This window comes from Streptomyces sp. TOM-9 (assembly GCF_056858595.1).
On the sequence record NZ_JBXEQB010000001.1, the window covers coordinates 6,028,435 to 6,043,439 of the forward strand.

The 15,005-nt window shown below is 74.1% G+C and carries 13 protein-coding genes; 6 read left to right on the forward strand and 7 right to left on the reverse strand.

Annotation, left to right across the window (positions count from 1 at the left end):
- Positions 1-56: 56 nt before the first annotated feature.
- Complete coding sequence (gene thrS, locus AC1VWI_RS28265) at positions 57-1,343, reverse strand: threonine--tRNA ligase (protein WP_499513815.1); 1,287 nt, start codon at positions 1,341-1,343, stop codon at positions 57-59.
- Between the two features lie 306 nt (positions 1,344-1,649).
- Between thrS and pelF the strand changes: the two genes are divergently transcribed.
- From pelF to moeZ, 5 genes are all read left to right on the forward strand, one after another.
- Entirely contained in the window at positions 1,650-3,314 is a 1,665-nt protein-coding gene (gene pelF / locus AC1VWI_RS28270) for a GT4 family glycosyltransferase PelF (protein WP_499513816.1), read from the forward strand.
- On the forward strand, positions 3,311-4,354 hold the full coding sequence (locus AC1VWI_RS28275) for a hypothetical protein (RefSeq protein ID WP_499513817.1): 1,044 nt from the start codon (positions 3,311-3,313) through the stop codon (positions 4,352-4,354). The genes pelF and AC1VWI_RS28275 overlap by 4 nt, the downstream gene beginning before the upstream one ends.
- Before the next feature lie 118 nt (positions 4,355-4,472).
- The gene (locus AC1VWI_RS28280) at positions 4,473-5,393 is read left to right on the forward strand and encodes an NAD-dependent epimerase/dehydratase family protein (protein WP_499513818.1); all 921 of its coding nucleotides are present in this window, start codon (positions 4,473-4,475) and stop codon (positions 5,391-5,393) included.
- A complete protein-coding gene (locus AC1VWI_RS28285; RefSeq protein ID WP_499513819.1) occupies positions 5,381-6,142 on the forward strand; it encodes a spherulation-specific family 4 protein in 762 nt (253 codons plus the stop codon). The genes AC1VWI_RS28280 and AC1VWI_RS28285 overlap by 13 nt, the downstream gene beginning before the upstream one ends.
- Before the next feature lie 105 nt (positions 6,143-6,247).
- Positions 6,248-7,426 carry an adenylyltransferase/sulfurtransferase MoeZ gene (moeZ, locus tag AC1VWI_RS28290; protein ID WP_499513820.1) on the forward strand — a complete coding sequence of 393 codons (1,179 nt, stop codon included), beginning with the start codon at positions 6,248-6,250 and terminating at the stop codon, positions 7,424-7,426.
- A gap of 92 nt (positions 7,427-7,518) precedes the next feature.
- Here moeZ and AC1VWI_RS28295 read toward each other — a convergent pair whose 3' ends face one another.
- From AC1VWI_RS28295 to ligD, 5 genes are all read right to left on the reverse strand, one after another.
- Positions 7,519-8,706, reverse strand: a complete 1,188-nt coding sequence (locus AC1VWI_RS28295; protein WP_499513821.1) for an acyltransferase family protein — start codon at positions 8,704-8,706, stop codon at positions 7,519-7,521.
- Positions 8,707-8,817: 111 nt separating this feature from the next.
- Positions 8,818-9,687 (reverse strand): glycerophosphodiester phosphodiesterase, encoded by an 870-nt coding sequence (locus tag AC1VWI_RS28300; RefSeq protein ID WP_499513822.1) that lies wholly within the window; start codon positions 9,685-9,687, stop codon positions 8,818-8,820.
- A 282-nt stretch (positions 9,688-9,969) separates the two neighbouring features.
- The gene (locus AC1VWI_RS28305) at positions 9,970-11,037 is read right to left on the reverse strand and encodes a phosphotransferase family protein (protein ID WP_499513823.1); all 1,068 of its coding nucleotides are present in this window, start codon (positions 11,035-11,037) and stop codon (positions 9,970-9,972) included.
- Positions 11,034-12,125: an Rv3169 family protein gene (locus tag AC1VWI_RS28310; RefSeq protein ID WP_499513824.1), complete on the reverse strand. Its 1,092-nt coding sequence runs from the start codon at positions 12,123-12,125 to the stop codon at positions 11,034-11,036. The genes AC1VWI_RS28305 and AC1VWI_RS28310 overlap by 4 nt, the downstream gene beginning before the upstream one ends.
- A gap of 66 nt (positions 12,126-12,191) precedes the next feature.
- Positions 12,192-13,223, reverse strand: coding sequence for a non-homologous end-joining DNA ligase (gene ligD / locus AC1VWI_RS28315; RefSeq protein WP_499513825.1), 1,032 nt, complete (start codon positions 13,221-13,223; stop codon positions 12,192-12,194).
- 76 nt (positions 13,224-13,299) lie between these two features.
- On the opposite strand from ligD, the gene AC1VWI_RS28320 reads away from it, so the two are divergent.
- Entirely contained in the window at positions 13,300-14,379 is a 1,080-nt protein-coding gene (locus tag AC1VWI_RS28320; protein ID WP_499513826.1) for an ATP-dependent DNA ligase, read from the forward strand.
- Here the strand turns inward: AC1VWI_RS28320 and AC1VWI_RS28325 are convergent.
- Positions 14,352-14,978, reverse strand: coding sequence for an NIPSNAP family protein (locus AC1VWI_RS28325; RefSeq protein ID WP_499513827.1), 627 nt, complete (start codon positions 14,976-14,978; stop codon positions 14,352-14,354). The two genes, AC1VWI_RS28320 and AC1VWI_RS28325, sit on opposite strands and share 28 nt — an antisense overlap.
- Positions 14,979-15,005 lie beyond the last annotated feature (27 nt).

Consider the following 15,005-nt stretch of genomic DNA (forward strand, 5'->3'; position numbering starts at 1 on the left):
GGGCGCGCCCGGCCCGGTCGGACGGGCGCGCCCCGGTCCGCCGTGCCGCGCGGGGGTCAGGCGGGGTCCTCTCGCCCGGGCCACAGCTCCACGTCATGGGCGGCCACGGCCGCACGGACGCGTTCCAGTACCACGTGCGCGGGCAGCGGCGGAAGGCGGCGGCCATCGCGGAGCCGCAGGGCGACGTGCGCGTCCGCGGCCTCCTTCGGGCCGATGACGGCCCGGTAGGGGACGAGGCGGGCCTCCCGGACGCGCGCCCCGAGGGTGCCGCGGTCCGGTGCGCGCAGGTCCGCGCGCAGGCCCAGGCCGAGGCACCGCCCCACCAGCGCCTCGGCCTCGGGCAGCTCGGCCTCCGATACCGGCAGGACGGCCACCTGGGTCGGCGCGAGCCACGGGGGGAACGCTCCGCCGTGCTGCTCGACCAGGTGCGCCACGGCCCGCTCCACGCTGCCGACGACGCTGCGGTGCACCATGACCGGACGGTGCTTCGCGCCGTCCGCGCCGATGTAGTGCAGCCCGAACTGCCGGGGCTGGTGGAAGTCGATTTGCACGGTGGACAAGGTGGCCTCGCGGCCCGCGCCGTCGGCGACCTGGACGTCGATCTTGGGCCCGTAGAACGCGGCCTCGCCCTCCGCCGCCTCGTAGGGCAGCCCCGAGCGGTCCAGGACCTCGGTCAGCAGGGCGGTGGAGCGTTCCCACAGCTCGGGCTCGGCGACGTACTTGCCGCCGGGCCCGGGGAGGGAGAGCCGGTGACGGGCGGGGGTGATGCCCAGGGCGCGGTACGCCCGGCCGATCATCCCCAGGGCGGCGGCGGCCTCGTCGGCGACCTGGTCGAGGGTGCAGAAGATGTGCGCGTCGTTGAGCTGGATGGCCCGTACGCGGGTGAGCCCGCCGAGCACGCCGGACAGCTCGGAGCGGTACATGCCGCCCAGCTCGGCCATGCGCAGCGGCAGTTCGCGGTGGCTGCGCGGGCGCGAGCGGTAGATCAGCGCGTGGTGGGGACAGAGGCTCGGCCGCAGCACGACCTGCTCGCCGCCGAGGTCCATCGGCGGGAACATGTCGTCGCTGTAGTGCGCCCAGTGCCCGGAGATCTCGTACAGCTCGCGTTTGCCGAGCACGGGTGAGTACACGTGCCGGTAGCCCGCCCGGCGTTCGGCCTCGCGGACGTACTCCTCCAGGGCGTGCCGGACGGCGGCGCCGTCCGGCAGCCAGTAGGGCAGTCCTGCGCCGATCAGCGGGTCGGTGTCGAACAGGCCGAGCTCGCGGCCGAGTCTGCGGTGGTCGTGCATGGCGGTCTCCTCGCGGACGGCGGGCGAATGACCGCAAGCGGAAGCCCCGGGCACTCGCCCGGGGCTTCTTCATGACAGGGGTCAGCGCGCCGGGACACTCTCCGGCGTCGTCGTCATGGCAGCGCGCTTCATACCGGTGACGATAACAGCCACCGCCGGCGCCCGCGCGGGAATCGCACCGCGCCCCGCTCGCCCGGGGACCACCCGGTGAACGTCTACCCGGTCACAACGCACAACGCTGGGGAAAGTTACGTCTCTTCACCCCTTTCGGTGGCATGGCGGACAACCGTCCGTCGTGCCCCCACTTCGCCGGAATACGGTCATCGCGCCTGAACAGACCGGTGCGGAGAGGGGGCAGACGTGCGTGTCGCATTACTCGCGGAGGGTGGTTATCCGTACGCCCGGGGTGAGGGGGGCGCCTGGGTCGACCGGCTCGTGCGCGGTCTCCCCGGGCACGAGTTCGCGGTGTACGCGCTCGGCAGGAACGAACGGGCCGGGACGGCGGGGCTGCCGGCGCTGCCACCGCAGGTGCGAGACGTGCGCGTGCTGCCGCTGTGGGGGCCGCCGCCGGGGCCCGGGGGCGTGCCGGGCAAGGCGCGCCGGCGGCGGGCGCAGGCGCTGGAGCAGTACCGCGACCTCGTCGGCGTGCTGGCGGGCGACGCCGGGGCCAATGGCGTGGCGGACCGTTTCGCCTCCGCGCTCTACGGCCTCGCCGAACTCGCCCGCGAGGACGGTGGCGTCCCGGCGCTGCTGCGCTCCGAGCACGCGGTGCGCGTGCTGGAGGAGGTCTGCCGGGCGCCCGGCGCGCGACCCCTCGTCGGAGAGGCGGGGGTGGGCGATCTCCTGCTCGCGGCCGACCAGTTGGAGCGCGCGCTGCGGCCGCTGGCCGCGCCCTGGTACGACGAGTTCGGCGACGCGCTGGCCACCGCCGACCTCTGCCACGCCGTGACCGGCGGCACCGCCCTTCTGCCCGCTCTCCTGGCCAAACGGTTCTTCGGCACGCCGCTGCTGGTGACCGAGTACGGCGTGCGGCTGCGCGAGACCCTGCTGCTGCACCGTGCCGCGGGACTGTCCGCCCCCGTACGCGCCCTGCTCGCCGCCTTCCACCGCCACCTCGCGGGCGAGGCGTACCGCCGGGCCGCCCTGGTCACCCCCGGCAACGCCCACGCGCGCCGCTGGCAGGAGCACTGCGGCGCCGAGCGGGACCGCGTGCGTACGGTCTACCCCGGCTACCAGGGGCCCGTGCCCGAGCCCCCGGCCGACGCCGAGGGCGGCGAGCCGGCGCTGGTGTGGGTCGGCCGGGTCGACCCCGGCAAGGACCTGGTAGGGCTGCTGCACGCCTTCGGGGAGGTGCGCAAGGAGGAACCCGGGGCGCGGCTGCGTGTCGTGCGCGCCGGCGAGGGCGACCCCGCGTACCTGGAGCAGTGCCGCTCCCTGGCGGCGCAGCTCTTCCCCGACGAGGCGGCCGACGCCGTCACCGCGGGCGAGAACCCGGTCACCTTCGAGGAGCTCGGCTCGCCGGGCGCCCCGGCGCTCCCCGACGCGTACGCGGCCGGGGACGTGGTCGTCCTCTCCAGCGTCGTCGAGGGCTTCCCGGTCACCCTGGTCGAGGCCATGTTCTGCGGCCGGGCCACCGTCTCCACGGACGTCGGCGCCGTACGGGAGGTCATCGGCGGGACCGGCCTGGTCGTGCCCCCGCGCAACCCGAAGGCGCTCGCCGAGGCCTGCGTCGCCCTGCTGCGCGACCCCGAGCGCCGGCAGCGGCTGGGCGCCGCCGCACGCGAACGCGCCCTGGAGCTCTTCACCGTCGAGCGGAACCTGGCCGCGTTCCGGGAGATCTACCTCGACCTGGTCGCCCACGCGCCCGGCCGTCAGGCCCCGCTGCGCGATCCGGACGGCACCCCCGTCCCCTTCGGCAGGCCCGCCGAATCCCGTGTCCCCGGCCACTGGACGGCCGTGCCGGCCTGGGCGCTCGCCGCCCGTGAGCCCGCGTACGCCGGAGCCGAGGGGCGGGAACGCGCATGAGCCACGTGCAGGAGACCGAAGCCGGCGCCCGCAGGGGCGGCCCCCGCAAACGCGGCCCCGCCGACCCCGTCCGCGCCCTGATGCACCGTCACCGCCAGCTGTGCGCCGAGGCGGTGGACCCGCTGGAGATCGTGGCCGGACTGGAGGCGCAGGGCGTCACCGACCGCGTCGCGGCGGGCTTCCGGCACCGCGACGTCTTCTCCCTCGCCGAGGAGCTCTACGCCCGGGTGCCCCGCGCCACCGCCCCGCCCGCCGCGGGCCGGCCGGCGGACCGCCCCGCCCTGCTGCTCACCCTCGCCCCGGGCGCCGTCTGCGCCGCCGCCGGAGGGGCACTGCGCCTGCTGCCGCCGGTCACGGTGGTCGCGGTGGCCCTGCCGCTGCTCCTGCTCGTGCTCCTCGTCGCCCTGCGCCGCGGACCGCTGAGGGCGCCGTACGGTACGGGCCCGGCGGGCGCGGTGTGGAGCTGCTGGCTGGTGGGGTTCGGGCTGTACGGGCCGCGCGCGGTCGACGGCTTCGCCGGGGGCGTGCTGCCCGCCGCGGACGCCGCCGAGCTGACCGCGCTCGCGCTGTCCCTCGCGCCGGCCGCCTGGTGCGCCCACCGCTTCGCGGTGCGCTCCCGCGGGCACCTGCTGCGCAGCCGCAGCCTGGAGGAGTTCGGCGGTGCCGTGCGGCCGCTGCTGGCGGGCACGCTCGCACTCTTCCTCGCCTTCGTGCTCGTGCTGCTGTGCGCCGCACGGGCCGTGGCGGGTGCCCCGCTCACCCCCGCCGCGCTCGCCGGGCCCGCGGCGCTCGCCCTGTTGCTGTTCACCGCCCGTCTGCTCGCGGTGCACGGCCACCCCGACCCGGCCGCCATCGGCACCGGGCTCGCCTGCGCCACCGAGGCCGTGGCCCTGGCCGCGGCCCTGCTGAACCGGTCCCCCCTCCCGCCGGCCGCCGTCCCCGTGCTGGCCTGCGCGGCCGCCGCCCTGGCGCTGGCGGCCCACGCCCTGACCACGCTCTCGCGCGCGTCGGCGCACACGGTCGCGGCGGCGCCGCGATGAGCGGCCGGCGGCCGGGGCGGCCCGGCACACCCCGCAGTTCCGTAGAAGAAGCCAAGGAGCCATTCACGATGACCCACCCGCACCCCCGACCACGGCGAGCGCAGCGGAGGCGCTCGCTATGAGAGTCCTCCTCCTGGGCGCCAACGGATTCGTCGGCCGCCATGTGGCCGAACGGCTGCTGGCCGACCCCGCCGTGCAGCTGACCGCCCTCGGCCGCAGCGACGACGCGGACGTGCGCTTCGACCTGTCGTCCGGCAGTCCCGGCGCGCTGGCGCGCTTCATGGACGCCGTCCACCCCGGGGTCGTCGTCAACTGCGCGGGCGCCACGCGCGGCGGGGCACGCGAACTCACACGGCACAACACGATCGCGGTCGCCTCCGTGTGCGAGGCGATGCGCCGCAGCGCCACCTCCGCCCGGCTGGTCCAGGTGGGCTGTGCCGCGGAGTACGGGCCCTCACCCACCGGTTCCTCGACGGCCGAGGACGCCGTGCCCCGTCCGGGCGGTCCGTACGGGGTCAGCAAGCTCGCCGCGACGGAACTGGTGCTCGGCTCCGGGCTCGACGCCGTCGTGCTGCGGGTCTTCACCCCGGTCGGCCCGGGGACGCCCACCGCCTCGCCGATCGGGCGGCTCGCGGAGGCGATGCGCCGGGCCATGCAGACCGGCGACGGCGAGCTGAAGCTGACCGGACTCGGCGTGCAGCGGGACTTCGTGGACGTGCGCGACGTGGCCCGCGCCGTGCACGCGGCCTCGCTCTCCGCCGCCCAGGGCCTGGTCAACATCGGCACGGGCCGGGCCGTACCGCTGCGCGAGGTGGCCGCGGCCCTGGCCAACGCCGCGGGCTACGCGGGCGCCCTCCACGAGGTCGAGGACCCGCACCTGATGGCGAACGGCACCGGCCACCCCCACTACCCGGACGGCTGCGGCGCCTGGCAGCAGGCCGACATCCGTACCGCCCGCGACCGCCTCGGCTGGCGTCCGCGCATCGCCCTCGAGGAATCCCTCGCCGACGTCTGGATGGAGGCGGCATGCCGCGTGTGACACCGAGCGGCCTGCGCAGGCCGATCGACCGCTGCGACGGACTGGGCTTCGGGGTCCCCGCGTACGCGCACCCGCTGGTCGCCCCGGGCGAATGGGCCGAACTGGCCCGTCCCGAGGCGCCGATGCACTGGGTGGTGCTCAACGCGGCGCGGGGCCCGGGCGCCCGGATCGACCCGCTCTACACGCAGGCGTGCGCCCGGCTGCGCGACGCGGCCGTACCGGTGCTCGGGTACCTGGACACCCGGCACGGGGCGCGTCCCTTTGGCCAACTGGTCGCCGACGCGCACCGCTTCCTCGACTGGTACCGGGTCGACGGCTTCTACCTCGACCGTGCGCCGACCACGAGTTCGGAGCTGTCCGACTGCCGCCGGGTGATCACCACCCTGCGCGCGCTGCTGACGGTGGAGGGCGGCGGCACCGGGCACGTCGTGCTCGGTCACGGCTGCCATCCGTACGAGGGCTACGCCGAAGCCGCCGACCAACTGGTGACCTTCGCCGGGCCGTGGATGCAGTACCGCTGGTCGGAAGCGCCGGAGTGGACGGCCGCGTACCCGCCGGAGCGCTTCTGCCACCTGGTGCACGGCGTCCCCGCCCCGCACCTGGAGAACGCCATGCGGATCGCCCGCTGGCAGGGCGCGGCGACCGTCTACTTCACCGACCGCACCGACCACGCGGCCTGGGACGGCCTGCCGGGCTACTGGGACGAGGCCTCGCGCATGCTCCGCCGCCAGCCACCGCCCAGCATGTGACCAACATCGGTCTCGCCCCTCGGGACGGCGGTCTCGGAATGAAGAAGGGCGTGGCAGTGTTACGGGAATAACCACCGTAGTGATCGATCGACAAACGGAGTCCCCGTGTCGCTGCCACCCCTGGTCGAGCCGGCCGCCGAGCTCACCGTCGACGAGGTCCGCAGGTACTCCCGCCACCTGATCATCCCCGACGTGGGGATGGACGGGCAGAAGCGGCTGAAGAACGCCAAGGTGCTCTGTGTGGGCGCCGGCGGTCTCGGTTCGCCCGCCCTGATGTACCTGGCCGCCGCCGGGGTGGGCACGCTCGGCATCGTGGAGTTCGACGAGGTCGACGAGTCCAACCTGCAGCGCCAGATCATCCACAGCCAGGCGGACATCGGCCGTTCCAAGGCGGAGTCCGCCCGCGACAGCGTCAAGGGCATCAACCCCTACGTCAACGTGGTCCTCCACGAGGAGCGGCTCGAGGCCGACAACGTGATGGACATCTTCAGCCAGTACGACCTGATCGTCGACGGCACGGACAACTTCGCGACCCGCTACCTGGTCAACGACGCGTGCGTGCTGCTGAACAAGCCGTACGTCTGGGGCTCCATCTACCGCTTCGACGGCCAGGCGTCGGTCTTCTGGTCCGAGCACGGCCCCTGCTACCGCTGCCTGTACCCCGAGCCCCCGCCGCCGGGCATGGTGCCCTCCTGCGCCGAGGGCGGTGTCCTGGGCGTGCTGTGCGCGTCCATCGGCTCCATCCAGGTCACCGAGGCCATCAAGGTCCTCACCGGCACCGGCGAGCCGCTCGTCGGCCGCCTGATGATCTACGACGCCCTGGAGATGCAGTACCGCCAGGTCAAGGTCCGCAAGGACCCGGACTGCGCGGTCTGCGGCGAGAACCCGACCGTCACCGAGCTCATCGACTACGAGGCCTTCTGCGGCGTCGTCTCCGAGGAGGCGCAGGAGGCGGCGATGGGGTCGACGATCACTCCCAAGCAGCTCAAGGAGTGGATCGACGACGGTGAGAACATCGACATCATCGACGTCCGTGAGCCCAACGAGTACGAGATCGTCTCCATCCCGGGTGCGCGTCTGATCCCCAAGAACGAGTTCCTCATGGGCAACGCCCTCCAGGACCTCCCCCAGGACAAGAAGATCGTCCTGCACTGCAAGACCGGCGTCCGCTCCGCCGAGGTCCTCGCCGTCCTGAAGTCCGCGGGCTTCTCCGACGCGGTCCACGTCGGCGGTGGCGTCATCGGCTGGGTCAACACGATCGAGCCCGACAAGCCGGTGTACTGACCGACAGGTGAGGCGAAGGCCCGCGGCGTCCGACCGGTTCGGACGCCGCGGGCCTTCGCCGTTCCCGTGGGCCGGACGTCACGGGCCGGACGTCACGGACCTGCCGGCGCGGCCTCGGCCGGCCCTGGCCGGGCCGGCCCGTTGGTCCGCGAACGGACCGGCGCGAGCAGGGACTTCCAGGAGCGGTGCCGCTTGAAGGGCAGCTCGAAGATCCGGGCGAACAGCCACGCCACCAGCAGCGAGACGGGCAACGCCACTACGAGGGTGAACCAGAACGTGGGCAGCCCGGGGGAGACGAACCCGGGGGCGACGCGCCTGATGACGGTCATGACGACGGGCAGGTGCACGAGGTAGAGGCTGTACGAGAAGTCGCCGAGGACCCGGACGGGGCGTGCGGTCAGGAGCCGTAGCAGGAGGGCGGGCCTTCCGGTGGCGACCGCGGCGATCAGCATCGTCATGGCGGGCGCGACGGCGAGGTCCACCCAGAAGTAGTGGTCCACCGTCCAGACCCGGCCCTTGACGGCGGCGAGCGCCACGACCGGCACGGCGGCCAGGACGGCGAACCAGTGCCACGGCAGGCGCCGGACCCGGGCCGACGCGACGACGATCCCCGCGCCCGCCAGGCCGGCGACGAACACCGGGGCGAGGTGCGGGGTGAGCCAGTTGTCCCCCTCCACCGGGGTCGCGTGCGCGGCCGTCAGGCCCCGGGCGACGACCAGGAGCGTCACGCCCGCGACCAGGACCACGGCCCCCAGCCGCCGCCGGACGAACAGCAGGAGCGGGAAGAGGAGGTAGAGCTCCGCCTCCACGCCGATCGACCAGAACGTGCCGTTCGGCGTCGGCGCGGTGAACACGTCCTGGGCGACCAGCCCGTACACCAGGACCGTCGCGCCGGTGGGCGGCCCGAAGTGCGAGGCCGGCACCACGAACAAGGCGACGACCAGGCTCAGCGCGAGCGCCGCCCAGTACGGGGGGAGGATGCGCCAGGCCCGGCGCCGCAGGAAACGGGCGGCACCGCCCAGCCGCCAGCCGTCGCGCGCCGGGGAGATGGCCAGCGAGAACCCCGACAGCACCAGGAAGAAGACGACGGCGAGCCGGCCGTACATCAGCCCGTCCAGCCACCGGGGGGCGGAACTGTCGGGATACCCCGGGAACGTGTACAGCCAGCAGTGGAACAGGAGTACGTACAGTGCGGCCAGGCCGCGCAGACCTTCGAGGCCCGGCACTTCCTGCCGGCCGTGCGCCGTGCCGGCGCTGCTGACGGGGCGGCTCGCGTCCAAGGGGATCGTTCGGCCCTTTCCCTCCACGTCGGCGACCCGGTGCCACCCACGGTGACTGGTACGTCGCGTTCGGCCGAGCGGTTCAACGGGCCGCGCACGCCCCCGTCCGGGTCACTGCACGCCGTTGCGGATGACGTCCGGGCGGTTGGTGATGATGCCGTCGGCGCCGAGGGCCGCCATGCGGACGGCGGTGGTGAGGTCGTCGACCGTCCACGCGTTCACGCGCAGCGGCTTGCCGTCGGGGCCCTTCGTGCCGTGGACCGCCTGCACGTAGGCGTAGGTGACGTCCTTCTCGTCCGGGTTGATCTGGTCGGCGAAGGCCGCGTACTCCTTCAGCTGTGAGACCGGCGGGCTGCCCAGGAAGCCGGTCTCGACGGCCGGGCGCAGTGCGTGGGTGCGGCGCAGGGCGTCGGCGCTGAAGCTCTGGATGACCAGGCGGCCGGAGAGGTGGGCCCGGTCGAGCCAGCCGGCCTTCTCGAGGGTGTCGACGGTCTGCTTCTCGATGCCGGGGTAGAGCTCGGGCTGCTTGAGCTCCAGCAGCAGGCCCTGCTGGTCGCGGTCGAGGAGGGCCAGGTACTCCTGGAGGGTGGGGACGCGCTCGCCGCGGAAGCGGGGCGCGAACCAGCTGCCGGCGTCGAGCCGGCGGATCTCGGCGAGCGTGAAGTCGGCGACGCGCCAGGGGGAGCGGTCCGGGAAGACCTGCTCGACGTCGGTGGTGCGGTTCAGCGTCGTGTCGTGGATCACCACCAGGGCCCCGTCCTTGGTGCGCTGGACGTCGTTCTCGATCCACTTGATGTGCTGCTCGTTGGCCCGGCGTACGGCCGCCAGGGTGTTCTCGGGGGCCTCGGTGGACGCGCCCCGGTGGGCGAAGACCGTGGGGGAGGAGGGGTCCGCGGGGGCCGCGTGGGCCGGCATGGTGACGAACGCGGAGGCTCCCAGCAGGGCGACGGCCGTGGCGGTACGGGCGAGGTGCTGGTGCATGCGTACTCCTCACGACGGCGCGGATCCCCTCCCCGACCGAGGGTCGCAGCCCGTACCCGGATACAGCAGCGCACGACATGACAAACGGGTGAATATCGTCATCCCGTTCCCCCGCCAGGGTGGCACGGATGACGTCCGGCCGCAGGTCCTGAGGTCCACCCGGGTGGCGGCCGCCCGGCAACGGGCCGCGGGGCCGTCCGGGGCGCCGCTGCGGGCACCCCGGACGGCCCCGCCGTCACGGAGCGTGAGGTTCTGCGTGAGGTTCCGGGCCGGGTCCCGGGATCAGCCGTGGCGGCCCTCCACCATCGCCTCCAGCGTGTCCCGGTGCAGGATCAGCGCGTCCGGGTCGGCCGGCATCTCGCGCTCCCCGAAGTGCACCTGGCGGTGACCGATCCGCAGCATCACGACCGCGTGCCGCAGCGCGGCGTACAGGAGGTGGAAGTCCAGGTGGCGCGGGGTGTGCCCGGTGAGCTCCGCGTAGGTCGCCGCGACGCGGTCGCGGCCGAGGAAGTCCGGCATGCCGGGGAAGCCGGCGGTGACGGTGAGGTCCTGGAAGAAGCGGTGCAGGTACACCAGCCAGGCGAGATCCAGTTCCCGGGGGCCGGCGGAGGCCATCTCCCAGTCGAGGACGGCGACGGGGGCGAAGTCGGCGTCGTAGACGATGTTGCCGACCCGGGCGTCGCCCCAGCTGAGCACGGACGGGCCGGGGTCGGCGGGCCAGTGCTTCTCCAGCCACGCGAAGGCCCGCTCGATGACGGGGGAGGGCGCCAGCCCGTCCACGACCCACTCGTAGTAGGCGCGTTGGGCGTCGACGTGCGCGCGCAGGGTCCCCTCGCCGGGGACGGTGTGGAGTTCGGCGAGGACGCGCACCGTCGAACGTTCCAGCCGCGCCCGGTCCTCCTCGGAGGCGTCGAAGAGCCAGTTGCCGCCGTAGGTGTAGGGCATGACGTCCGGCGGGACGCGCCCCGGGACGCGCTCCATGACGAAGAAGGGCGCGCCGAGCGGCCCCGGGTCGGGCTCCAGCCACAGCAGTTCGGGCACGGGGACGCGGGTGCGCGTGGCGACCGTCCGGATGACGCGGTACTGCGCGGCCATGTCGTACGTCGGGAAGACGGTGTAGGCGTCGGGGTCGCCGGCCAGCCGCAGCACGCAGGGGCGGATGCGCTGGCGTGCGGTGCCCCCCGGATGGGGGACGGCCAGGTCGAACAGGACGGTCTCGCTGGACAGGCCGTTCGCGGAGGGGGCGTGCACCGCGCGGCTGTGGGCGCCGGGGTGCTTCGCGGCCAGCCACTCGTCGAGGCGGCTGCGCAGCAGTCGGGGATCGCGGGTGGTGGTGCGCACCGTTGTCACATGGCCTCCTGACCGGTGAAGCCGCTGGGGGTGTGGCGGCCGAAGCTGCCGTGCTCAAAGATGCCGTAGCCGACCCGGCCGTCCCAGGCGAAACGCGCGGCGTGGTCGGTGACTCCGTACGCGGCCGGCGCCATGACCGCCGGATCCGTCAGGTCATACGCACGGCGGTCGAGCCATCCGCGGCCCTTCCACTCGCCGTGCTGCCAGTCGCGGGCGGGCGGGTAGCCGGCCCCGACGGCGAGCGGGCTGGAGACCAGCACCTCGGCCTCGATCTTCCCGCCGTCGAGGTGGACGACGGCGGAGACCGGGGTGCGGGTGCCCTCCCGGTAGGTGATGCCGACCTGGGCCCGGCCCAGTTGCCGGTCCGGGCCGTGCTCGGTGATCTGCAGGGCCTCGTCCAGGGAGCGGTAGCCGTCGGCGTCCTCCTGGGCGATCACCATGACGAAGCGGTCGTCGAACCGGATCGGTATCCACAGCCAGTGGAAACCCTGCGGGCGGTGCTCCTCCTCGGCCCGTCCCGGCGCCTCGCCGGGCACCGGGCGCACACCCCAGCTGCGGTCCCGGGTGGCCGTCCAGCGGCCGCGCTCCACGTGGATCTCCTCGCCGTCGCCGGTGCGGACCACACCGTGGCAGGTGCCGGCCTGGACGAAGCGGCTGGCCTCCAGGAAGAGCCGGCCGCCCCGGTACTGGGCGTGGTGCGGCTCCTCGACGGCCGGGAACGCGGCCTCCCATTCCAGGTCGTACGAGAGGAATTCGTCGTCGCAGGTCAGCCGGAGCCTGCGGAGCGGTTCCAGGACGTCGATGCGCAGCGGCCCGACCTGCTGCCGCATGCGGTCCTCGCCGAGCGCGTCCGAGGCGCGCACCGCGAGCATGCCGGTTCCGCGCGTCAGGGTCGCGTAGGCGTCGGTGACGCCGAGGTTGGGGTGGACGCCGAGGCCGGTGACGAGCAGGGCCCGGCCCTCGTGGTCGAAGAAGTGGAAGATCGAACGGTCGTAGGCGTTGCGGTCACCGGTCGCGACGTGGCGCATGGAACGGGCGATCTGATGGACCGGGTACTCGTCCAGGGGCACGGGTCGAGGCGCGGGCATGCGCCTGATGATGCGTCAGCGCGGTCGCGGTGGGAAGGGGTCGTGCCGCGCCGTCCTGCCGCGCCGTCAGTCCTCGCCCCCGGCGGCGTCCGGCTTGTTCCTGGCCCGGCTCGGCTGCACCCGCAGCGGCTCCCCGGGCATCTTGGGGTGGTCCGGCGGGTACGGCATGTCACCCAGCCCGCGGTCGTGCTCGTCGCGTTCGGCCAGTTCCAGGACGGCGTCCAGCCGGAAGGCGTGCTCCTCCATGCCGGCGTGGACGTCGCCCAGCTCGGCGTAGCGCGCGGGCATGGTGACCAGGTCGAAGTCCCGCGGGTGCGCCTGCGGCACCTCCTCCCAGCGCAGCGGCGCGGAGACCGGGGCGTACGGCTTGGGCCGTACGGAGTAGGCGGAGGCGATGGTGCGGTCGCGCGCGGTCTGGTTGTAGTCGACGAAGATCTTCTCGCCGCGCTCCTCCTTCCACCACGCGCTGGTGACCTGCCCGGGCATCCGACGCTCCATCTCGCGGGCGATGGCGATGGCGGCCCGCCGCACCCCGGTGAACGTCCACTCGGGCTCGATGGGCACGAAGACGTGCAGGCCCCGCCCGCCGGAGGTCTTGGGCCAGCCGCGCAGGCCCAGCTCCTCCAGCAGCCCGCGCAGTTCGCCGGCGACGCGCACCGCGTCGGCGAAGTCGGTGCCCGGCTGCGGGTCCAGGTCGATGCGCAGTTCGTCCGGGTGGTCGAGGTCGCCGCGCCGGACCGGCCACGGGTGGAAGGTGAGGCAGCCGAGGTTGGCGCCCCAGACGACCGCGGCCACCTCGGTCGGGCAGATCTCGTCGGCGTGGCGGCCGGAGGGGAAGCGGATGCGGCCGGTGGGGATCCAGTCCGGGGTGTTCTTCGGCGCGCGCTTCTGGAAGAACGACTCGCCCTCGACCCCGTCCGGGTATCGCTCCATCGTCGTCGGCCGGTCGCGCAGCGCCCGCAGGACGCCGTCGCCGACCGTGAGGTAGTAGCGGGCCACGTCCAGCTTGGTGAAGCCCGGTTCCGGGAAGTACACCTTCCCCGGGTTCGAGATCCGGACCGTCCGCTCGCCGACGGTCAGCTCGACCGCCTCTGCCATGCCGTCACCGCCTCTCCCGTCCCCGACACGGTAGGCCCGACGGGCGGGCGGCGCCCGTCGGGCGGAGAATCGCGGCATGGACCTGCCGGTGATGCCGCCCGTGAAGCCGATGCTCGCCAAGTCCGCCACCGAGATCCCGCCCGGCATGCTGTACGAGGGCAAGTGGGACGGGTTCCGCGCCATCGTCTTCCGCGACGGCGCCGAGGTGGAGATCGGCAGCCGCACCGGCAAGTCCCTGACCCGCTACTTCCCGGAGGTCGTCGAGGCGGTCCGCGCCCAACTGCCGCCGCGTGCCGTCGTCGACGGGGAGATCGTCATCGCCGGCGAGGGCCGGCTGGACTTCGACGCCCTGCTGGAGCGCATCCACCCCGCCGACTCCCGTGTGCGGCAGCTCGCCGAACGCACCCCCGCCTCCCTCGTCGCCTTCGACCTGCTGGCGCTCGGCGACCGCTCCTTGATGGCGGACCCGCAGACCTGGCGCCGCCAGGCCCTGGTCGACGCGCTCGGCACGGCACGGCCACCGGTCCACGTCGCCCCCGCCACCACCGACATCGAGCTGGCCCGGCGGTGGTTCGAGCAGTACGAGGGCGCGGGACTGGACGGCGTCGTCGCCAAGCCCCCGGACGTCGGCTACCGCCCCGACGAACGCGTCATGATCAAGGTGAAGCACGAGCGCACCGCCGACTGCGTGCTGGCCGGCTTCCGCTGGCACAAATCCGGTCCCGTCGTCGGCTCCCTCCTGCTCGGCCTGCACGACGCCGCCGGCCGGCTCCAGCACGTCGGCGTCTGCGCCTCGTTCGCGATGCGCCGGCGCGAGGAACTCGTCGCCGAACTGGAGCCGCTGCGCATGGAGTCCGCCGAGGGCCACCCCTGGGCCGACTGGGCCGAGGCGGGGGCACACCCGGCGAAGCCAGGGGGAGAGCCCGGCGGCCGCATGCCCGGGGCCCAGAGCCGCTGGAGCGCGGGGAAGGACCTGTCCTGGGTCCCGCTGCGGCCCGAGCGCGTCCTGGAGGTCGCGTACGACCACATGCAGGGCGACCGATTCCGGCACACCGCCCGGTTCCGCCGCTGGCGGCCCGACCGCGACCCCGCCGGCTGCAGCTATGCGCAGCTGGAGGAACCGGTCGGCTACGACCTCGGCGACATCCTGCGCTGAGGCCCCGCAACGCGCACCGGGGCGAGCCGCAGCCGCTGCGGCGGCCGCAGCAACCGCCGCTCCGGGCCGGCGGGCAGGGCGGGCTCCGCGGGGCGTGCGCCGGCCTGCGCGTAGGCGGCGAACCAGACCACGACGTCCTCGCCGGTGCGCACGGGCAGCGCCGGGAAACCGTTGGCCGCGTGCTCGGTGCGGTGCACGGCGCGGGCGGAGTCCGGCGGCACGAAGCCGGACGGGTCGGCGGGGTGGCAGACGGTCGCGACGACCAGCCCGGCGTCGTCCGGCACGCGGTAACCGGGGCCGCGCAGCAGCAGGACGTCGTCGGAGTCGGTCATGGTCGCGTTGGCCTCCTCGCGGTGCGCCCGCCAGACGGGGCCGTCGTAGAAGGCGTGCAGGGCGCGGGTCCTGGCCGCCATGTCGGGGAAGGCCCGCATCCATACGAAGCGGTCCGGGTCGTCCAGGTCGCGGAACCGGCCGCCGACCCGGATCCCGGCGGCCTCCTGACTGGTGACGAACTCGCGCTCGAACAGCTCGACCAGGGTGTCCCGGGCGCCGGGGCGCAGGGTGTACTGCCGCAACTCGACGATGTGCGTGGTGTCCATGACGGGGGACCGTAGGGGCGGCCCACT